Here is a 16,441-nt window from a genome sequence, read left to right on the forward strand (position 1 = left end):
CAGCGATCTTACCTGTCGTGTTCGGTTGTCATGACCAACGCGGTGGCCATGGCGGCGATCCCCTCGCCTCGACCGGTCAAGCCGAGGCCGTCCGTGGTGGTCGCGGACACAGAAACAGGCGCGCCCAGTATCTCGGAAAGCACCTTCTGCGCCTCGTCGCGACGCGGCCCGATCTTCGGACGGTTGCCGATGACCTGCACCGCGGCGTTGCCGACGGCGAACTGGTTCTCTTCGAGCAGTCGGCGAACCTCGGCAAGCATTCGAGCGCCGCTCACGCCGTCCCATTCGGGCCTGCCGGTGCCGAAAACCGAACCGAGGTCACCGAGGCCCGCCGCAGAGAGCAACGCGTCACACAGCGCGTGGACGGCGACGTCGCCGTCCGAATGGCCCGAGCACCCGTCTGCTTCCTCGAACAGCAACCCGGCCATCCAGCAAGGACGACCGACCTCGATGGGATGAACATCCGTGCCGAGACCGACGCGCATCTAATTTCCGTCCTGTGAATCCGCACTCAACGCTGTCTCCGAGCTCAGGAGCGCCCGTGCAAGGACCAGGTCGAGCGGAGTGGTGATCTTGAAGGCGAGAGCGTCGCCGGGAATCGTCTGCACCGAAACACCGAGACGCTCGACCAGAGCGGCGTCGTCGGTCGCGGCGACGTCACCGGCGTCGTACGCACTGCGCAGGACGTCGGTGGAGAATCCTTGGGGAGTTTGAACCGCACGCAACTCCGAACGCAGAGGCGTACCGGTGACTGCGCCGAGTACGTCGACCGACTTGATCGTGTCGGTAACCGGAAGTACCGGGATGACAGCGGAGCTGCCGGCTCGGAGAGCGTCGACGACGCGCGCGATCAACGCCGGCGGTGTCAATGCCCGCGCGGCATCGTGCACGAGTACAAAATCTGCGTCGCCGGCAGCGCTGAGGCCGGCTCGAACCGAATCGGTTCTTTCGGCACCACCGCCGACGACGTCGACGTCCGCTGCACGACCGAGGTCGGCTACGACGGATTCGACCAGTTCAGGCGGCACAATGACAACAACGCGGTCGATCGCTCCGGATTTCCGGAGTCCATCGACCGCGCGTGCAAGCATGGTGCACCCACCGAGTTCGACAAATGCCTTGGGCAATTTCTCGCCCAATCGCACTCCCCGACCTGCGGCAGGTACCAGGGCTACTACTGCCACTGTCAGCTTTGTTGTGTTGCAGTCAGGACGCGGCCGCGAGGACCTCGTCGAGAATGGTCTCTGCCTTCTCGGTGTCAGTGCCCTCGGCGAGCGCGAGCTCTCCGACGAGAATCTGACGAGCCTTGGCGAGCATGCGCTTCTCACCAGCGGAAAGTCCGCGGTCCTGCTCACGACGCCACAGGTCACGAACAACTTCTGCAACCTTGTTCACGTCACCTGAGGCAAGCTTCTCGAGATTTGCCTTGTATCGACGAGACCAGTTGGTGGGCTCTTCGGTGTGCGGTGCTCGCAGAACCTGGAAAACCTTGTCGAGGCCTTCTTGGCCGACCACGTCACGAACTCCGACGTACTCTGCGTTGTCTGCAGGAACCCGTACTGTGAGATCGCCTTGAGCGACCTTCAGAACCAGGTACTCCTTCTGCTCACCCTTGATGGTGCGGGTTTCGATAGCTTCGATCAGCGCCGCACCGTGATGGGGGTATACGACGGTGTCTCCGACCTTGAAAATCATGTGTCCCGTGCCCCTTTCGATTCCACTAGTTTAACACGTGAAAGAACCGACCACTCATCAACTGTGCAGGTCAGGGGCATCCTTGCTCGAGCGTAGGGGTTGACAGGGCTTGTTGTACGTGCATTCAACTGGTCTGGAGCACCCCTGCATAACGGACTGAAAGCCCACGCAGACAACCGTTGTGGCGACCCGACGGCCAGCCCGCGGGACCTTATCTACTACTCTGCCTAGTGGAGTGCGAACCTGACGCCGTGGAGGACAAATCGTGACTGCTATCCGTAAGCCGACTCGTCGAGTCGCTACCGCCATTGCACTGGCTGCAGGCGCAGCCATCGCGCTGTCCGCTTGCGGTTCCGGACAGGTGAGCCAGACCGCCGTCCAGCAGGCCGCCGTGAACGGCAACAGCGCCAACCTCGGTGAGATCGCACTGCGCAACGTGCACATCGCTTACCCCTCGTCCGAGGAATACAGCATCGAGCCGGGCGGCAACGCCGTGCTCGCGTTCACCGTCGTGAACGACAGCGCCGAGACCACGGACAAGCTCGTCAGCATCACCACCGATTACGCAGCACGCGTCATCGCAGGTGAAGAGGTAGGTGGCTTGACGATCAAGCCGCAGACGTCGCTGCAGGCCGGTCAGTTGCCCGCAGGCGAAGGCGCCGCGACCGAGGCCGAGACCCAGATCAAGAACAACGAAGAGAACGACGACGCACCCGCTGCGCTCACTCTCGTCGTTCTGCAGGACATCAAGGCAGGCGTTCGCCCCGGCTTGACCGTCCCGATCACCTTCAAGTTCGAGAAGGCCGGATCGGTCACCGTCGACGTACCTGTCGACGCCGGCCCGCAGCTCGAGCGCAACGAGTCGGACAAGTCACCCGACGTTGCAGAAGCTGGGCACTGAGCCTCGAATCACCAAGGCGCACAATGCGCCTCGCAGAACAACTTCAGAATCACACTAGAGGCGGGGTCCATGTCGGACCCCGCCTCTAGTCTGTCCCGGTGGCCAAAGTGAAATCGAACTACCGCTGCTCCGAATGCCAGTCGGTAGTGCCCAAGTGGGTCGGTAGATGTCCGGACTGCGATTCGTGGGGCTCGATGACCGAGGTCGCCGTAGTGGCACCCGTCGCCAGTCGCGCCGGCGCCTCACTCGCCAAAGCAGGATCAAGCGCCGTGCTGCCTACGACGCCGGCCACGCCGCTGACACAGATCGACAGCACCTCAACGCAGGCCAAACCCACGGGGATCGGTGAGTTGGACCGCGTCCTCGGCGGTGGCGTCGTACCGGGTTCGGTGGTGCTGCTCGCGGGCGAGCCCGGCGTCGGAAAATCGACGCTACTTCTCGAGGTCGTCTACCGCTGGGCGATGCGCAGCGCGGATGATCGAGCGTTGTACGTCACGGGCGAGGAGTCTGCCGGTCAGGTTCGACTTCGGGCAGATCGCACCAACTCTGTCCACGAACGGATGTATCTGGCGGCCGAATCCGATCTCGCGACCATCCTCGGCCACATCGAGCAGGTCAAACCGACACTGGTCATCGTCGACTCGGTGCAGACCATGCTTGCTGCCGACGTCGACGGAGTCGTCGGCGGCGTGACTCAGGTCAAGGCCGTCACCAGCGCCCTGACCTCCCTGGCCAAGGCCAGTGGAATCCCGGTGCTTCTGATCGGCCACGTCACCAAGGACGGCGCCGTCGCCGGTCCGCGCTCGCTCGAGCATCTCGTGGACGTGGTTCTGCACTTCGAAGGTGACAAGCACTCCACCCTGCGCATGGTCCGCGGCGTGAAGAACAGATTCGGTGCGGCCGACGAGGTCGGATGCTTCGAGCTGAGCGAGCAGGGCATCAACGAGATCAGCGATCCGTCCGGCCTGTTCCTGCATCACCGTGAAGAAGCTGTGGAAGGCACTGCCGTCACCGTGATGATGGACGGTAAGCGACCTCTACTCGGTGAAGTTCAGGCGCTCGTCGCCGCCACGCCGCTACCGACACCTCGCCGAGCCGTCAGCGGGCTCGACACCGCCCGTGTGGCCATGGTTCTGGCCGTGTTGGAACGCCGCGTCGGAGTGTCGATCTCGAAGGCCGACGTCTACGCCGCGACCGTCGGCGGTATGCGGATGACCGAGCCGGGTGCCGATCTGGCTCTCGCCATTGCGGTCGCTTCCGCCGTGAAAGCCAAACCCGTCCCCAAGGGGCTCGTCATCCTCGGCGAGGTCGGACTCGCCGGGGAGGTTCGACGGGTTGCCGGGGTGAACCGACGGCTGATCGAAGCTGCCCGACTGGGATTCACCAGCGCCATCGTGCCGGTCGATTCCGGCCCGAACATTCCCGGCATGCGCGTCAACGAAGTAGCGAATCTGGCGGAGGCACTGGCCTACGCCGGATTGATGGGCGGCAAACAAGCCCCCTCTCGCCCCAAGCTCACGCCGGTGAAGTGATCGTCGTTCGGCCGACTACCTCGTCAGACCGACGAGGTGCCGAACGGGGACGTCGGTTCGCCGTCCACGAACTCCTTGGTCTTGGCGAAGTGTTCCGAGGTGATGGTCAGAAACAGTCCCCGGGAGGTTCCCACCACCGCGTCCGGATCCGCTGTCGGACCTTCGACGATCACCGCTTCTGCACTGGTGTAGACCTTGCGGCGTACAACGCCGTCGATGCGAGCCCGGAATTCGAGCACCGATCCCAACGGGATCGGCCGGGCGAAGTCGATCTCGAGGTGCCCGGTCACCACCGGCGAGCCGAGAGCCATACATGCCATACCTTGAGCCTCGTCGAATGCCGTCGACAGAATGCCGCCGTGAATGACACCTGGACCGCCCTGATACTTCTTGGCGACCTCCAGACGACCGGTCACTTCCAGTCCGTTACCAGCCCTGAAACTCATCGCCATTCCCGCAGGCTGGTCGTCGCCGCAGCCGAAGCATTTCGACCAGTGCTGAGGCAGCTTCTCGCCGGCGGCCGGAAAGAATTCGACCGGCTCCGGGACAGTCAGGTCATCAGGCAGGGTCCAGGTACTACTCATGGATAGGTAATCTAAACGGGGATCCGTCCGGCGCAGGCATCGGACCCGACCGAAGTGACATCGACCTCAGCAGGGAGTTTCTCAATGATCAGTGCGATGGCGGACACACAGTCGTCGTCGGCATTGCGAGAGACCATCGCCAGGTTGGCGCCGGGTACCGCTTTGCGAGACGGGCTCGAACGAATTCTGCGCGGCCGTACCGGCGCGCTGATCGTCCTCGGATACGACGAGGAAATGGAAGCGCTGTGTGACGGCGGATTCAACCTCGACGTGGAGTTCGCACCGACCCGATTGCGCGAGCTGTCGAAGATGGACGGCGCGGTTGTCCTCTCGACGGACGGCACACGCATCGTGCGTGCCAACGTCCAGCTGGTTCCCGATCACAAGATTCCCACCGTCGAATCCGGCACGAGGCACCGCGCTGCCGAGCGCACGGCAATTCAGACCGGCTATCCCGTGGTCTCGGTCAGTCAGTCGATGTCGATCGTCAGTGTGTACGTCGGCGGCATCCGGCACGTCATCGACGGCTCGGCCACCATACTTTCGCGCGCCAACCAGGCCGTCGCGACGCTCGAACGATACAAAGCGCGACTCGACGAAGTGACACGGCAACTGTCGGTCGTCGAGATCGAGGATTTCGTGACTCTGCGCGACGCGTTGACCGTCGTACAGCGCCTCGAAATGGTTCGCCGCGTGTCGATCGAAATCGAACAAGATGTCCTCGAACTCGGCACCGACGGTCGCCAGTTGGCACTGCAGCTCGAAGAACTGGTCGGCGACAACGACATTGCACGTCAACTCATCGTTCGGGACTATCTTGCCGGTCCCGAACCCATCGGCACCGCGGCGATGGACAACGTCCTCGTCGCACTCGATCGCGTCACCGACGCCGATCTACTCGATCTCACGACTCTTGCGCGTGTTCTCGGTTATCCGGGCACGATCGAAGCCCTCGACACTCCGATGACTCCTCGCGGATATCGCGTGCTGATGCGTGTACCTCGATTGCAGTTCCATCAGATCCACCGGTTGGTCGGATCCTTCGGCACTCTCCAGTCGCTGCTGGCCGCTACGGCTGCCGATCTGCAGTCGGTCGAGGGCATCGGCGGGCTGTGGGCCCGTCACATCCGTGAGGGACTTTCCCGGCTCGCGGAAACGTCGATCACCGGATCCTTCAACTAGCGGGCCTGTTCGGGCTTGCCCGCGCTCATGCGATGTTGAACGGCTCCGGGGAGCTTCGCAGTGCACCGAGCTGCCCGACAACCGTGTAAGCGCCTGCGCCCACCGGATTGCGCTCGGGGTTCTGCGCGGTCGCGCACTCGGGGGTCGACGTCGTGGCCGACCAGGCGACCTTGAACGCAGCTTGCTCGCCGGGCGCGAGATTGCGTACGTCGGCTGCGGGCTGTGGGTAGCAGTCGACGTTGGACCACAACCGGGTCTTGCCGTCGATGCTGTAGACGAGCACCTGCTGAAGGCCGCCCGCCAGATCTCGATCACAGGGTGCCGAACCGATGTTGGTGATGACGATCGTGAACGACGGCTCTTCGCCGGGAGCGAAGGTCGCCTTGTCTGCGGTGGCCTTGACTGCCAGCGACGAGTCGGCGCACTGACCGGCCGGGACCGGAGCCCCGGTGGTCGACGAAGAGGAAGAAGACGAAGACGATCCCGAAGCCTGCGTGCCCGAGCCACCTGATCCACCGGCAGCGCCGCCACCCGAGCCACCGCCACCGTCCGGCGCGTTGGAGCCGGAAGGGTTGGGGGTGAAGGAGACGTCCGTCGTCAGCGAGGAACTCGCAGCGGCCGAGTCGGCCTCCGGGGTATCACTTCCACCGCCGAAGAGGGCGGACGCCGCCCAGATGATCAACGCCAGTGCAATGACGGCGGCACCAATGGCCAGCGCCCGGCGACGCCAGTAGATCTCGGGGGGCAGTGGTCCATTAGGTTCCAACACGGACTCAACGGTAGTTGGCGCAGGGTCCACTAACCGTCAGCTGAGGCGGCGTGTCGGTACCCATTGTCTGCTGCCAGGTACCACTGCCCCGGAAGATCTAACCCTCGACGGTCTCGACGCTCTCGCCGATGTCGCCGACTGCGCCCTGAACTCGCATGTGACCGTCGGACAACGTGTACGTGACGCCGACGATCGCGCACGCACCCTTGTCCACCTTGTCGGCGATGATCCGGGACCTCTGCATGATCAGCGAGCCGGTCTCCACGACGTGACGGCCTTCGAGTTCGTCCACGGTGGACAAGCCCTCGTTGCGGCCCATCAGGATGGACGGAGCAACACGCTCGACCACACTGCGGATGAATCCGTCGGGAACTGCGCCCTCGTCCAGGGCGTCGAGCGTTGCCTTCACGGCACCGCAACCGTCGTGCCCGAGTACGACGATGAGCGGCACGTTGAGCACGTGAACCGCGTACTCGATGGAACCGAGCACCGAATCGTCGAGCACGTGACCTGCAGTGCGCACGACGAACATGTCGCCGAGCCCCTGGTCGAAGATGATCTCGGCGGCTACGCGCGAATCACCGCAACCGAACAGCACCGCTGTGGGGTGCTGCCCATCGACGAGTTTCGCGCGGTCCGCGATTCCCTGGCTGGGGTGAATGGACGCGTCGTTGACAAATCGCTCGTTGCCTTCGCGAAGGGACTTCCAAGCGGAAATGGGGCTTGATCGTGGCATTCACTCATTGTGCACCCGCCGCATTTCGGGCTCTCGCCGGGAAGGTTGCGTGGACGCAAACGAAAGTTCCGCGTCGACACTCGCGCCCGGTGATGAAGTGGCCGAAATGGAACTTACTTCAGAGTCAGTTTCCTGATACCGTCTCCGAACGTGATCTGGAGCACTTCGAGCTCCCGAGTCTGATCGAAGAAACCCGACCAGAACGATTCGGCCGGAGAGGGGGATGGCGTGAGCACCGAAGCTACGACGACCGGGAATGGAACAACCGGGGAAACAACTGCTGTCTCCCCCGCCAAGACGAACATGTTCTCGAACCTGCTCTCCGAGATCGGACTGCTCTTCACCTTCACCGTTCGCGTGTGCGTTGCGGCGTTCACGTCTCTTCGACACAAGCGCCTCGCCTGGCGTGAGGCGCTCGACCAGATGTGGTTTCTCGCCCACGTCACCTCGGTCGCGTCCGCTCTGGTGATGATTCCCCTCGGTGTCGGGGTAGCACTGCAGATCGGTGCGCTCGCAGATCAAATCGGCGCGGGTGCGTACAGCGGTGCCGTCGTCGCGTTCCTCATCATCGGACAGGCCGGCCCCCTGGTGTGCGCCCTGATCATCGCCGGTGTCGGCGGTTCCGCAATCTGCGCAGATTTGGGAGCGCGAACGATACGCGAGGAAATCGATGCACTCGAAGTGCTCGGTCTACCCGTGCTCGAACGCCTGGTCGTACCCCGGATGATCGCCATTGCCGTCGTCTGCCTCCTACTGAACTCGATAGTTCTCGTAATCGGTTTGGGCGCAAGCCTCTTCGTTCACGTCCTGATACTCGACGGCAACGCACAGAGTTTCCTGCGCAATCTCGTTCAATTCAGTCAACCCAGCGACTTCGTCGTCTCCGGCATCAAAGCCGTTGCCTTTGCTCTCATCTCGGGAATCGTGGCCTGCTACAAGGGCCTGACCGTCAAGCGCGGAGCTCAAGGCGTCGGCGACGCAGTCAACGAGACCGTCGTGCTCTCGTTTGTCCTCGTGTTTGTCGCCAACCTCGCAATTACTCAGTTCTACCCACTGTTCGTCTCGGTGAAAGGTGCCTATTGATGCACCTGCCCATCGCAATTCGTGCCAAGAGGGTCAGTTCGCGGACCGTCGACGGCCTGAGTCGGCTCGGCGATCAGTTCACGTTCCACGCGCGTGTCATCACCTCGATTCCGGCAACCCTCAAGCGCTATTGGCGTGAAGTCGCCCGTCTCGTCGCCCAGGTGGCATTCGGTTCGGGCACCCTGCTCGCCGGAGGCGGCAGCGTCGTCGTGATCTTCGCGATCTCGTTCTTCGCCGGTTCCCAGATCGGGCTCGAGGGCTACCGCGGACTCAACCTCGTCGGTCTCGCACCGCTGTCCGGCGTGATGTCCGCCATCGCGAATACTCGCGAGGTGGCACCACTCGTTGCCGCAATCACCCTGGCAGCCAAGGTCGGAACCGGATTCACCGCGCAGCTCGGAGCGATGCGGATCTCCGAGGAAATCGACGCGCTCGAAGTCATGGCGATTCCCTCGCTGCGGTACCTGGTCACCACCCGAATGATCGCGGCGCTCATCGCGGTGGTCCCGCTGTACCTGGTCGGCCTGTTTGCTTCGTACATGGCAACGGCGCTTGCGGTGATCCGGGTCAAAGGCCAGTCGGAGGGAACGTACGGCTACTACTTCAGTCTTTTCCTCTCTCCCAACGACATCTGGTTGTCCTTGATAAAAGTCATGGTGTTCGCGGTCGTCGTGACCCTCGTGCACTGCTACTACGGTTACACCGCGACGGGTGGACCCGAAGGCGTCGGACGAGCCGCCGGACGAGCGTTGCGCACCAGCATCGTCTTCCTTGCATTCACCGACGTCGCGATGACCATTGCGCTGTGGGGACTCAAACCTCACGTACCCGGGCTGACCGGATGATCGTCACGAATTCCAGCCGAATCACCCTGGCACTGCGGGGTTTACTCGCCGTGGTCATCCTGATCCTCGCCTACGTCTTCTTGTTCAGCAGAGGTACGGACTCCACCGGTTCCACACCGCAGGTCAGTGCTGTCGTCCCCGCCAGTGCCGGTGCGCTGCGAGTCGGATCCTCGGTACAGTACCGCGGCGTCGTCGTCGGCGCTGTGGCCGAGATCGAGCCGGGCACCACCGCTTCGACTGTCTCACTCGCGATCGACGAGGGAGCGTTCGAGGACATACCGTCGACAAGTCAGGTGCGACTGATGCCCCGCAACATCTTCGGCGACTTCTTCGTAGACCTGATTCAACCTGACGGACTCTCGCGTGGTCCTGCTCTCGTGCCGGGTACCGAATTGGTATCCGATCAGTCCGAAGTCGCGGTCCAGCTCTACCAATCGATCTCACGGATCTACTCGCTCGTTTCTTCCCTCGACCCCGCCGACATCAACGTCGCACTCACGGCAGTCTCGGACGCGTTGAGCGGCAAGGGAAACCAGATCGGCGAATCGCTCGATTCAGTCCACCAAGCGTTGGTCGGTGCGCAGCCCGTCATCGACGGACTCGGTGACGACCTCGACGACATAGCCACCCTCGCCGACAGTCTCTCGACGAGTGCGCCGGACATGCTCGCCGCATTCGAGAACTCCATCACCACATCCAAGACCGTCGTCGAGAGATCCGACGGGTTGGCGGGGCTTCTGCGTGCCGGCACCAGCACGGGAGCTGCTGCCACGAGTCTGATCGGTGACAATCGCGACCGCATGATCACCTTGGTCGACGACGCCGATTCCCTCACCGGCGCAATCACTTCGCGGCCGGACCACATCACCACCTTCTACAACGGCCTGCGCAAGCTCACGATCAAGCTCCCGCCCGCGTTGGCGCATGGTCCGTGGCTCAGCACCGATCTACGGCTGTCCGTCACAGATCTGTATCCGTACGGAAAGACCGACTGCCCACAGTACGACGGAACACGCGGACCCAACTGTCCTGCCGCCGCGACCGCGTTCGGCGGAACCGTCGGCCCGGTCGGCAGCCCTGCCGAACAGTCCCTGATCTCGGCTCTCATCCAGGGCGGTACAGCTTTGGACACTCTCGTGGCGGGGCCGGTATTTCGCGGCACGACGGTGGTGGGCGGATGAGCGTGAAGAAATCTCTGATCAGGTTCGGACTGTTTGCTGCACTGTCGATTCTCGCCACCGTGGTTGTGGTGAGCACCCTGATCAACCCAGTCTCCGGGTCGAGTTCGCAGTACCGGGCCGTCTTCGTCAATGCCTCCGGCCTGGTCACCGGCAGCGATGTTCAGATCGCCGGGGTGCGAGTAGGGCGCGTCGACAGCGTCGAGTTGGTGAACAACCAAGCCGTCGTCGGCTTCGAACTCGAATCTGCACAACGTATTCCGTCCGACGGTCGCGCTGTGGTGAGGTACGCAGACCTGTTGGGAGCGCGAACAATTTCGATCGAACCCGGACAGACCGAACGCGCAACAGGCAACTACCTCTCCCCCGGGGCCACAATTCCCGTGGAACAGACTCAGCCGGCGATCGACCTCACCGACATCCTCGGCGGATTCCGTCCCCTGTTCGACGCACTTGACCCCGCAGAAGTCAACGAGCTTGCCGCACAGGTCGTCCAGGTATTCCAAGGACAAGGTTCCACCATCGAAAGCCTGCTGGAGCGCACTGTTGCCGTCACCGAGAACTTGACGTCCCGGGACGCGATCTTGGACCAACTACTGAACAACCTCGACCGGGTCCTTACCGTGACCACGACGAATCGACCCAACTTCGTCGAGATGATCAACACGCTCGACGCACTGGTCGGCGGTTTGGCACAGGACCGCCAACAGATCTCGGCCGCAGTGGATTCCGCAGGCGCCCTGACTTCTTCACTTCAGGACTTGGTGACGGGCGTGGAACCGGACTTGGCTGGCGCGCTGACTTCGATCGATCAGTCGGCTCGCGTCGTCGTCGACAATCGTGAGTCGCTGGCGACCGGTATCACCGCTTTCGATCAACTGTTCACCCAGTTGGGGATCGCGATGAGCTACGGAAGCTGGGCGAACATCTACATCTGCAACTTCCGGCTCAGCGCGCTGGACCAATCGGTGACCCTCGGCGGCCCCGAGCGTTCGGCGGTGTGCCGATGAACTGGCTCACCGTCAAGAACCCGGTCCGCAACGGAATCATCTGCATCCTCGTCGGAGTCGGTGTGGTTCTGGCCGCACTCGTTGTCCCTCAACTGATCTTGAAGGTCAAGACCAACGAGTACCACGCCGTCTTTGCCAACGCCACCGGGTTGACGCAGGACGATCCGGTCAACGTCGCGGGAGTCCCGAGCGGGGTGGTCACCTCTTGGCGGTCAGCGGCAACTCGGTTGAAGTCACCTTCCGACTCGACGACGGCGTCACTCTCGGCGAAGACTCCCGTGCGGACATCAAGATCTCGACTCTGCTCGGCCGACGCTCGCTCGACGTCACTCCGAACGGATCGCGCTCGTTACCCGCAGGTTCGACCATCCCCATCGAGAACACGAGCGTTCCCTTCACTCTCGACGATCTCGGTCGAGGAGCACAATCCACGTCGGAAAACCTTGATCTGCAACAACTGCGAAACATGCTGACCGCGGTGTCCGACAATTCACCGGACGATCCCGAACTCATTCGCCGCTCACTCGAGGGAATCGACGCACTCTCCGGAGTAGTCAACGACAACGACGTTGCGCTCCGTTCCCTTCTCACCGGAGCGCAGCAGACGACCGCAACACTGATCGAGCAGAAGGACACTCTGGAAACCCTTCTGGGGAATGCGGATCTGGTGATGTCCACGATCGCCGACCGGCGAGATGTGCTGAATGCGCTTGTACAAGAACTGAATCAGTTGAGCACCACACTTGCCCAGTTCCTGGGCGACAACCAGGCTTTGATCGACTCGGTCATGGGAGACATCCACGTGGTGACGGGAGTTCTGTCCGAGAACGAACAATCACTGACCACACTGCTCGACAACTTCGCCCCCAGCGTCCGCTACGTCACCAACGCGACCGGTAACGGCAACTGGCTCGACCTCAACTCGCCCTCCACCCTCATCCCGGACAACTGGTTGTGCGTCGTCGGGCTCGTTCAGGGGTGTCGATGACCACGACCGTCAAGAAACTCGCCGTGCTGGCAGCGATTGTGATCTGCGCGATCGGTGCCGTCCTGTTCGTCACGCGTGACGAACACAGACTCACTCTCACCGCCGAATTCACCTCGACCGACGCTATCTTCACCGGGAACACAGTGACGATTCTGGGAGTTCCCAGCGGGAGGGTCGAGAGCGTCACGCCGGAAGGGTCCCGGGTACGAGTGGCGCTGAGCCTGCCATCCGGAACACGTATACCCGCCGACGCGCAGGCCTGGGTCCTGTCTCCCTCGGTCATCAGTGACCGCACGATCGAACTCGGCCCCGGCTACGAGGACGGTGAGTTCCTCACCGACGGCGCGGTGATCCCTCTCGAACGCACTCACTCCCCGCTGACGTGGGACCAACTCACCGCATCGGTGAACGAATTGACGGTGGCGCTCGGCCCTGGCGCCGACGGCGGCGGGATCGGTGACCTCATCGGAGAAGGCGCCCACGCGTTGGACGGCAACGGGCAAGCATTCAACGATGCCGTTCGGTCCATCTCACAGGCCAGTTCGGTACTGGCGGGTGCAAGTCCCGACATCTCCGAACTGGTGAAGAACCTGAACACCCTCGTGCAGTTGATCGCGGACAACCAGACCAAGGTCGACTCCCTGTCGAACTCGGTGACAGTCACCGCCCGCACGTTCAGCGCCCAGCGAGAAGACATCAGCGGGGCGCTCGATTCCCTGACCACGTTGCTCGGACAGGTCTCAGCGCTACTCGCCGAACACGGCGAGGCGGTCACCGCCGATCTGGGTACGCTCGCACAGTTGGCCGGTGCAGTCGCGACCAAACAGGATCAACTGCGCGAGATCATCGAAACGGCACCAACGGGATTCGAGAACGTCGCCAACCTCGTCACCGAAGAAGGCCGAGCCAGAGCACGATTGAACGTCGCCACCGATCTCTCACAGTTCGACACGACGAGAGAACTGTGCGAGAAGATGCCGATACCGCTGTGCACAGGGCCGGGAATCGTCAATCCCATCGAATTTCCTTCGGCAGGCAGCTCCGACCTGGCACGCATCCTCGGTGGGGGTAACTGATGGCGTCGAACAAGTCCGTGGTGAGCGTTGTCGTGGCACTTGTCATCGCCGCGCCATTGACCGGCTGCAGTCTCAACTTCCAGCACCTCCCCCTCGGACGCGGTCTGCCAGGAGAGTCGTACCCGCTGAACATGGAATTCGTCGACGCGTCGTTACTTCCCGTCGGCGGCGAGGTGCGGATCGGCCAGGCAGTGGTCGGCAGAGTCACGTCGATGAGCGCGCAAACCTTTGCAGCCGTGGTACATACCGAAATCGCGTCGGACATCGAACTACCTGTCGGCACCCGCGCTCGGATCGAACTGTCGACCCCGATCGGCGATGCGTTCGTCAACCTCGAAGTTCCGGTCGATCCAGCGGGCCCCATTCTCGAACCAGGTTCCACCATCGAGCGATCGGAGACCGTGCGCGGACCCGATGTCGCACAACTGCTCGGCGCCGTCGGAACTCTGTTGAACGGCAGTGGGTTGGCGCAGGTCAAGAACATCGTCAGTGAGGCTGATCAGATTCTCGACGGCAGGGAGGAGACGATCCGCGATCTGCTTGCACGCCTTGACACTTTTCTCGGAACACTTGACGACCGAAAGGAATCGATCAATTCGGCACTGGATTCACTGAACCGGCTCAGCGCTCTGATCGGAGACGAGAGCGCCACCATCGACGAAGGCTTGCGCACACTCACACCCGCATTGGGCGTGATCGCCGACCAACGACAACCGCTCCTCGATCTACTCGACGAAACCGATCGGCTCAGTACCGCAACCAATTCCGTACTCGACCAGTCGGCCGACCAGATTTCCGAGATCACCGGACGACTGTCACCCATCCTCGACCAGTTCTCGGCAATGGGGCCGACACTGGGTGAGACGATGGCCAACCTGGACAACGCAAGAGTGCTCCTCGAGCGTGCCAGCCCAGGCGATTACGTGAACATCGACCTCGACGTCGATGTCGAGGGCACCGTGACCGGAGTGCTCAACGAGATAATCCCGGGCGCCGCACCGCCACTGCCACCTCTGCCCGCCTCCGATCGGGAACTGCCGATCACGACACCCCTGCAAGGAGGAACGCGATGAAGAACCGAACCGTCTATTTCGAGATCGCCGCCTTTCTCCTCATCGCGGTGGTCAGCACGACGTACGTACTCCGGCAAGTCGGTGCCGGAGATCCGTTCACCGGAACCTTCTCGGTCATCGTCGAATTGGAGAACGCGGCCGGAATCGCTCCCGGTTCGGAAGTGGCCTATCGCGGAGTCACCGTCGGCGACGTCGAGTCGGTGGAGGTGGACTCTGCCCAGGACCTCGTCGTGATGACGTTGAGCATCGCCGCCGACAAACAGATCCCCAACGATTCGCATGTGGCCATCAGCCAGGACACTGCCGTTCCGGTATTGAAAGTTCAGTTGTCCTCGCAGACCGACGGCGGCCCGTATCTGGTTGAAGGTTCCGTCGTTCCGACTGAGCGCACTTCGATCCCGGTCGCGTTGGGAACCGTGATTGCGAATTTCAACGCTGCTGCCGACACCGTCGATCCGGCAGACCTGCGAACCCTCTCGCACGAACTCGGCGAGGGATTGAACGGATTGGGTCCGGATCTGCAGGCGCTCGTCGACAACTTCGACGTGCTCGCGCGCACTGTCCAATCCGATCAACCGCGTGTCAACACACTCGTCGAGAACTCGCGCTCACTGTTCACTGCGAACGAGGAAAATGTTGACGCTCTTCCCGAAGTTGCACTCACACTTCGCCAATTGACAGATCAGGTACGAAACTCCGATCCGCAACTGCGCACACTCCTCGATCGAAGCCCGAGTGTTCTCGACAATCAGATACTGCCTCTCATCGAACAGAGTCGTGAGCCGTTCAGTCTGCTGTTGGCCAATTCTCTCGTCTCCACTCAGATCGTCACTGCACGGATGCCCGCCGTCGATGCCTTGTTGGTGGTGGTGCCCAAAGGATTCGAGAAGTTCGGAAGTATCGTCAAAGACGGACGGGCACAGCTTGATCTGATCACAGCACTCGGACCGGTCTGTATCTACGACACGCCCCGGCGATCGGTACAGGACACCTCACCGACCACGCTCGACAAGAACCAACACTGCGCGGACCAGTCGGGCCGGATCCAGAATCGCGGATCGCAGAACGTCCCCACCGGAACTGGAACGATCGACGGGGTTGCTGAATACGATCCTGCCCTCGGAACGGTCGCAGCCGGTGACGGAACGTCGATTCGTCTGGGCCTCAACGGTGGTCAGAACACCGTTCTCGGTGACAACTCGTTTGCCGCACTACTAGTACAAGGAACGCAATGACCGAGACAACCGAACCCCAGACGCCCACAATCGTCGACAAGCCCAAGCGGCTTCGCAAGCAGACCGTAGCGATCGTTGCCGGCGCCCTGGTCGTGCTCGCGGCGCTCGGATGGGGCGCATTCGCGACCTGGCAGAAATCGGTCGACGAAAACGCGCGTGTCAGCGCCCTGGACAGCGGACGGCAATTCGCCACTGATCTTGCGACGTACAACTTCCAGAACCTCGATCAGAATCTCTCCGTGGTCCGTGACAATTCTGTCGGCGAATTCGCCGGTCAGTACGCCCAGGTGGCAGCCAACCTTCAGAATATGATCGTGCAGTATCAGGCGACCTCGTCCGCTCAGATTATTTCAGCCGGGTTGGCGAGCAGTGATCGCGACAACGCCGAGGTGCTCGTGTTCCTCGATCAGACGATCACGAACACCAACTCCCCCGATCCGAGAATCGACCGCAACCGGATGCAACTTTCGCTGGTCCGCGAGGACGGCGAGTGGAAACTGAGTAACGTGCAGTTGTTGTGACCCGGCGGTCGGGCGTCAAAGACAGCCGTGTCG

The 16,441-nt window shown here is 62.2% G+C and carries 19 protein-coding genes; 13 read left to right on the plus strand and 6 right to left on the minus strand.

The window, feature by feature from the left end; all coding sequences use genetic code 11:
- Positions 1-8: 8 nt before the first annotated feature.
- From ispF to carD, 3 genes are read right to left on the minus strand one after another with little or no spacing between them, the layout of a single operon-like run.
- Positions 9-485, minus strand: coding sequence for a 2-C-methyl-D-erythritol 2,4-cyclodiphosphate synthase (gene ispF, locus M1L53_RS05725; protein WP_003945901.1), 477 nt, complete (start codon positions 483-485; stop codon positions 9-11).
- Positions 486-1,184, minus strand: a complete 699-nt coding sequence (ispD, locus tag M1L53_RS05730; RefSeq protein ID WP_083471199.1) for a 2-C-methyl-D-erythritol 4-phosphate cytidylyltransferase — start codon at positions 1,182-1,184, stop codon at positions 486-488.
- 22 nt (positions 1,185-1,206) lie between these two features.
- Positions 1,207-1,695 (minus strand): RNA polymerase-binding transcription factor CarD, encoded by a 489-nt coding sequence (carD, locus tag M1L53_RS05735; RefSeq protein WP_003945666.1) that lies wholly within the window; start codon positions 1,693-1,695, stop codon positions 1,207-1,209.
- Positions 1,696-1,960: 265 nt separating this feature from the next.
- Between carD and M1L53_RS05740 the strand changes: the two genes are divergently transcribed.
- The gene (locus M1L53_RS05740; RefSeq protein WP_021342814.1) at positions 1,961-2,596 is read left to right on the plus strand and encodes a copper chaperone PCu(A)C; all 636 of its coding nucleotides are present in this window, start codon (positions 1,961-1,963) and stop codon (positions 2,594-2,596) included.
- 98 nt (positions 2,597-2,694) lie between these two features.
- Positions 2,695-4,128 carry a DNA repair protein RadA gene (gene radA / locus M1L53_RS05745; RefSeq protein ID WP_003945739.1) on the plus strand — a complete coding sequence of 478 codons (1,434 nt, stop codon included), beginning with the start codon at positions 2,695-2,697 and terminating at the stop codon, positions 4,126-4,128.
- 23 nt (positions 4,129-4,151) lie between these two features.
- Here radA and M1L53_RS05750 read toward each other — a convergent pair whose 3' ends face one another.
- Entirely contained in the window at positions 4,152-4,712 is a 561-nt protein-coding gene (locus M1L53_RS05750) for a PaaI family thioesterase (protein ID WP_054187917.1), read from the minus strand.
- Positions 4,713-4,808: 96 nt separating this feature from the next.
- Between M1L53_RS05750 and disA the strand changes: the two genes are divergently transcribed.
- Positions 4,809-5,894: a DNA integrity scanning diadenylate cyclase DisA gene (gene disA / locus M1L53_RS05755; protein ID WP_024487741.1), complete on the plus strand. Its 1,086-nt coding sequence runs from the start codon at positions 4,809-4,811 to the stop codon at positions 5,892-5,894.
- Between the two features lie 25 nt (positions 5,895-5,919).
- On the opposite strand, the gene M1L53_RS05760 is transcribed toward disA, so the two are convergent.
- Both M1L53_RS05760 and M1L53_RS05765 read right to left on the minus strand, forming a co-directional pair.
- On the minus strand, positions 5,920-6,663 hold the full coding sequence (locus M1L53_RS05760) for a DUF4232 domain-containing protein (RefSeq protein WP_007726893.1): 744 nt from the start codon (positions 6,661-6,663) through the stop codon (positions 5,920-5,922).
- A 97-nt stretch (positions 6,664-6,760) separates the two neighbouring features.
- Entirely contained in the window at positions 6,761-7,399 is a 639-nt protein-coding gene (locus tag M1L53_RS05765; RefSeq protein ID WP_003945421.1) for a carbonic anhydrase, read from the minus strand.
- A 228-nt stretch (positions 7,400-7,627) separates the two neighbouring features.
- On the opposite strand from M1L53_RS05765, the gene M1L53_RS05770 reads away from it, so the two are divergent.
- The 10 genes from M1L53_RS05770 to M1L53_RS05810 all read left to right on the plus strand — a co-directional run bounded on the left by M1L53_RS05770 (position 7,628) and on the right by M1L53_RS05810 (position 16,408).
- Entirely contained in the window at positions 7,628-8,482 is an 855-nt protein-coding gene (locus tag M1L53_RS05770) for an ABC transporter permease (RefSeq protein ID WP_003945667.1), read from the plus strand.
- Entirely contained in the window at positions 8,482-9,327 is an 846-nt protein-coding gene (locus M1L53_RS05775) for an ABC transporter permease (protein WP_003945610.1), read from the plus strand. The genes M1L53_RS05770 and M1L53_RS05775 overlap by 1 nt, the downstream gene beginning before the upstream one ends.
- Positions 9,288-10,508 (plus strand): MCE family protein, encoded by a 1,221-nt coding sequence (locus tag M1L53_RS05780; protein ID WP_261949207.1) that lies wholly within the window; start codon positions 9,288-9,290, stop codon positions 10,506-10,508. Before M1L53_RS05775 ends, M1L53_RS05780 begins: the two co-directional genes overlap by 40 nt.
- Positions 10,505-11,515 (plus strand): MCE family protein, encoded by a 1,011-nt coding sequence (locus tag M1L53_RS05785; protein WP_042923608.1) that lies wholly within the window; start codon positions 10,505-10,507, stop codon positions 11,513-11,515. The genes M1L53_RS05780 and M1L53_RS05785 overlap by 4 nt, the downstream gene beginning before the upstream one ends.
- Before the next feature lie 149 nt (positions 11,516-11,664).
- Entirely contained in the window at positions 11,665-11,988 is a 324-nt protein-coding gene (locus M1L53_RS34850; protein ID WP_369293747.1) for a hypothetical protein, read from the plus strand.
- Positions 11,889-12,503: an MCE family protein gene (locus M1L53_RS05790; RefSeq protein WP_369293748.1), complete on the plus strand. Its 615-nt coding sequence runs from the start codon at positions 11,889-11,891 to the stop codon at positions 12,501-12,503. Before M1L53_RS34850 ends, M1L53_RS05790 begins: the two co-directional genes overlap by 100 nt.
- Positions 12,500-13,579 (plus strand): MCE family protein, encoded by a 1,080-nt coding sequence (locus M1L53_RS05795; RefSeq protein WP_037132219.1) that lies wholly within the window; start codon positions 12,500-12,502, stop codon positions 13,577-13,579. The genes M1L53_RS05790 and M1L53_RS05795 overlap by 4 nt, the downstream gene beginning before the upstream one ends.
- On the plus strand, positions 13,579-14,652 hold the full coding sequence (locus M1L53_RS05800; protein WP_042451872.1) for an MCE family protein: 1,074 nt from the start codon (positions 13,579-13,581) through the stop codon (positions 14,650-14,652). Before M1L53_RS05795 ends, M1L53_RS05800 begins: the two co-directional genes overlap by 1 nt.
- Positions 14,649-15,887 (plus strand): MlaD family protein, encoded by a 1,239-nt coding sequence (locus M1L53_RS05805; protein ID WP_042923604.1) that lies wholly within the window; start codon positions 14,649-14,651, stop codon positions 15,885-15,887. Before M1L53_RS05800 ends, M1L53_RS05805 begins: the two co-directional genes overlap by 4 nt.
- Positions 15,884-16,408 (plus strand): hypothetical protein, encoded by a 525-nt coding sequence (locus M1L53_RS05810; protein ID WP_007726914.1) that lies wholly within the window; start codon positions 15,884-15,886, stop codon positions 16,406-16,408. The genes M1L53_RS05805 and M1L53_RS05810 overlap by 4 nt, the downstream gene beginning before the upstream one ends.
- Positions 16,409-16,441: the final 33 nt, after the last annotated feature.

Source organism: Rhodococcus sp. T9N (assembly GCF_024436645.1).
GTDB lineage: Bacteria > Actinomycetota > Actinomycetes > Mycobacteriales > Mycobacteriaceae > Rhodococcus_F > Rhodococcus_F qingshengii.

What these genes read in the sequence shown, in the direction of transcription:
- carD (WP_003945666.1), bottom strand. Translation starts at nt 1,695, where the DNA reads ATGATTTTCAAGGTCGGAGACACCGTCGTATACCCCCATCACGGTGCG.
- M1L53_RS05805 (WP_042923604.1), top strand. Translation starts at nt 14,649, where the DNA reads ATGAAGAACCGAACCGTCTATTTCGAGATCGCCGCCTTTCTCCTCATC.
- M1L53_RS05750 (WP_054187917.1), bottom strand. Translation starts at nt 4,712, where the DNA reads ATGAGTAGTACCTGGACCCTGCCTGATGACCTGACTGTCCCGGAGCCG.
- M1L53_RS05800 (WP_042451872.1), top strand. Translation starts at nt 13,579, where the DNA reads ATGGCGTCGAACAAGTCCGTGGTGAGCGTTGTCGTGGCACTTGTCATC.
- M1L53_RS05785 (WP_042923608.1), top strand. Translation starts at nt 10,505, where the DNA reads ATGAGCGTGAAGAAATCTCTGATCAGGTTCGGACTGTTTGCTGCACTG.
- ispF (WP_003945901.1), bottom strand. Translation starts at nt 485, where the DNA reads ATGCGCGTCGGTCTCGGCACGGATGTTCATCCCATCGAGGTCGGTCGT.
- M1L53_RS05765 (WP_003945421.1), bottom strand. Translation starts at nt 7,399, where the DNA reads ATGCCACGATCAAGCCCCATTTCCGCTTGGAAGTCCCTTCGCGAAGGC.
- M1L53_RS05810 (WP_007726914.1), top strand. Translation starts at nt 15,884, where the DNA reads ATGACCGAGACAACCGAACCCCAGACGCCCACAATCGTCGACAAGCCC.
- M1L53_RS05775 (WP_003945610.1), top strand. Translation starts at nt 8,482, where the DNA reads ATGCACCTGCCCATCGCAATTCGTGCCAAGAGGGTCAGTTCGCGGACC.
- M1L53_RS05795 (WP_037132219.1), top strand. Translation starts at nt 12,500, where the DNA reads ATGACCACGACCGTCAAGAAACTCGCCGTGCTGGCAGCGATTGTGATC.
- disA (WP_024487741.1), top strand. Translation starts at nt 4,809, where the DNA reads ATGGCGGACACACAGTCGTCGTCGGCATTGCGAGAGACCATCGCCAGG.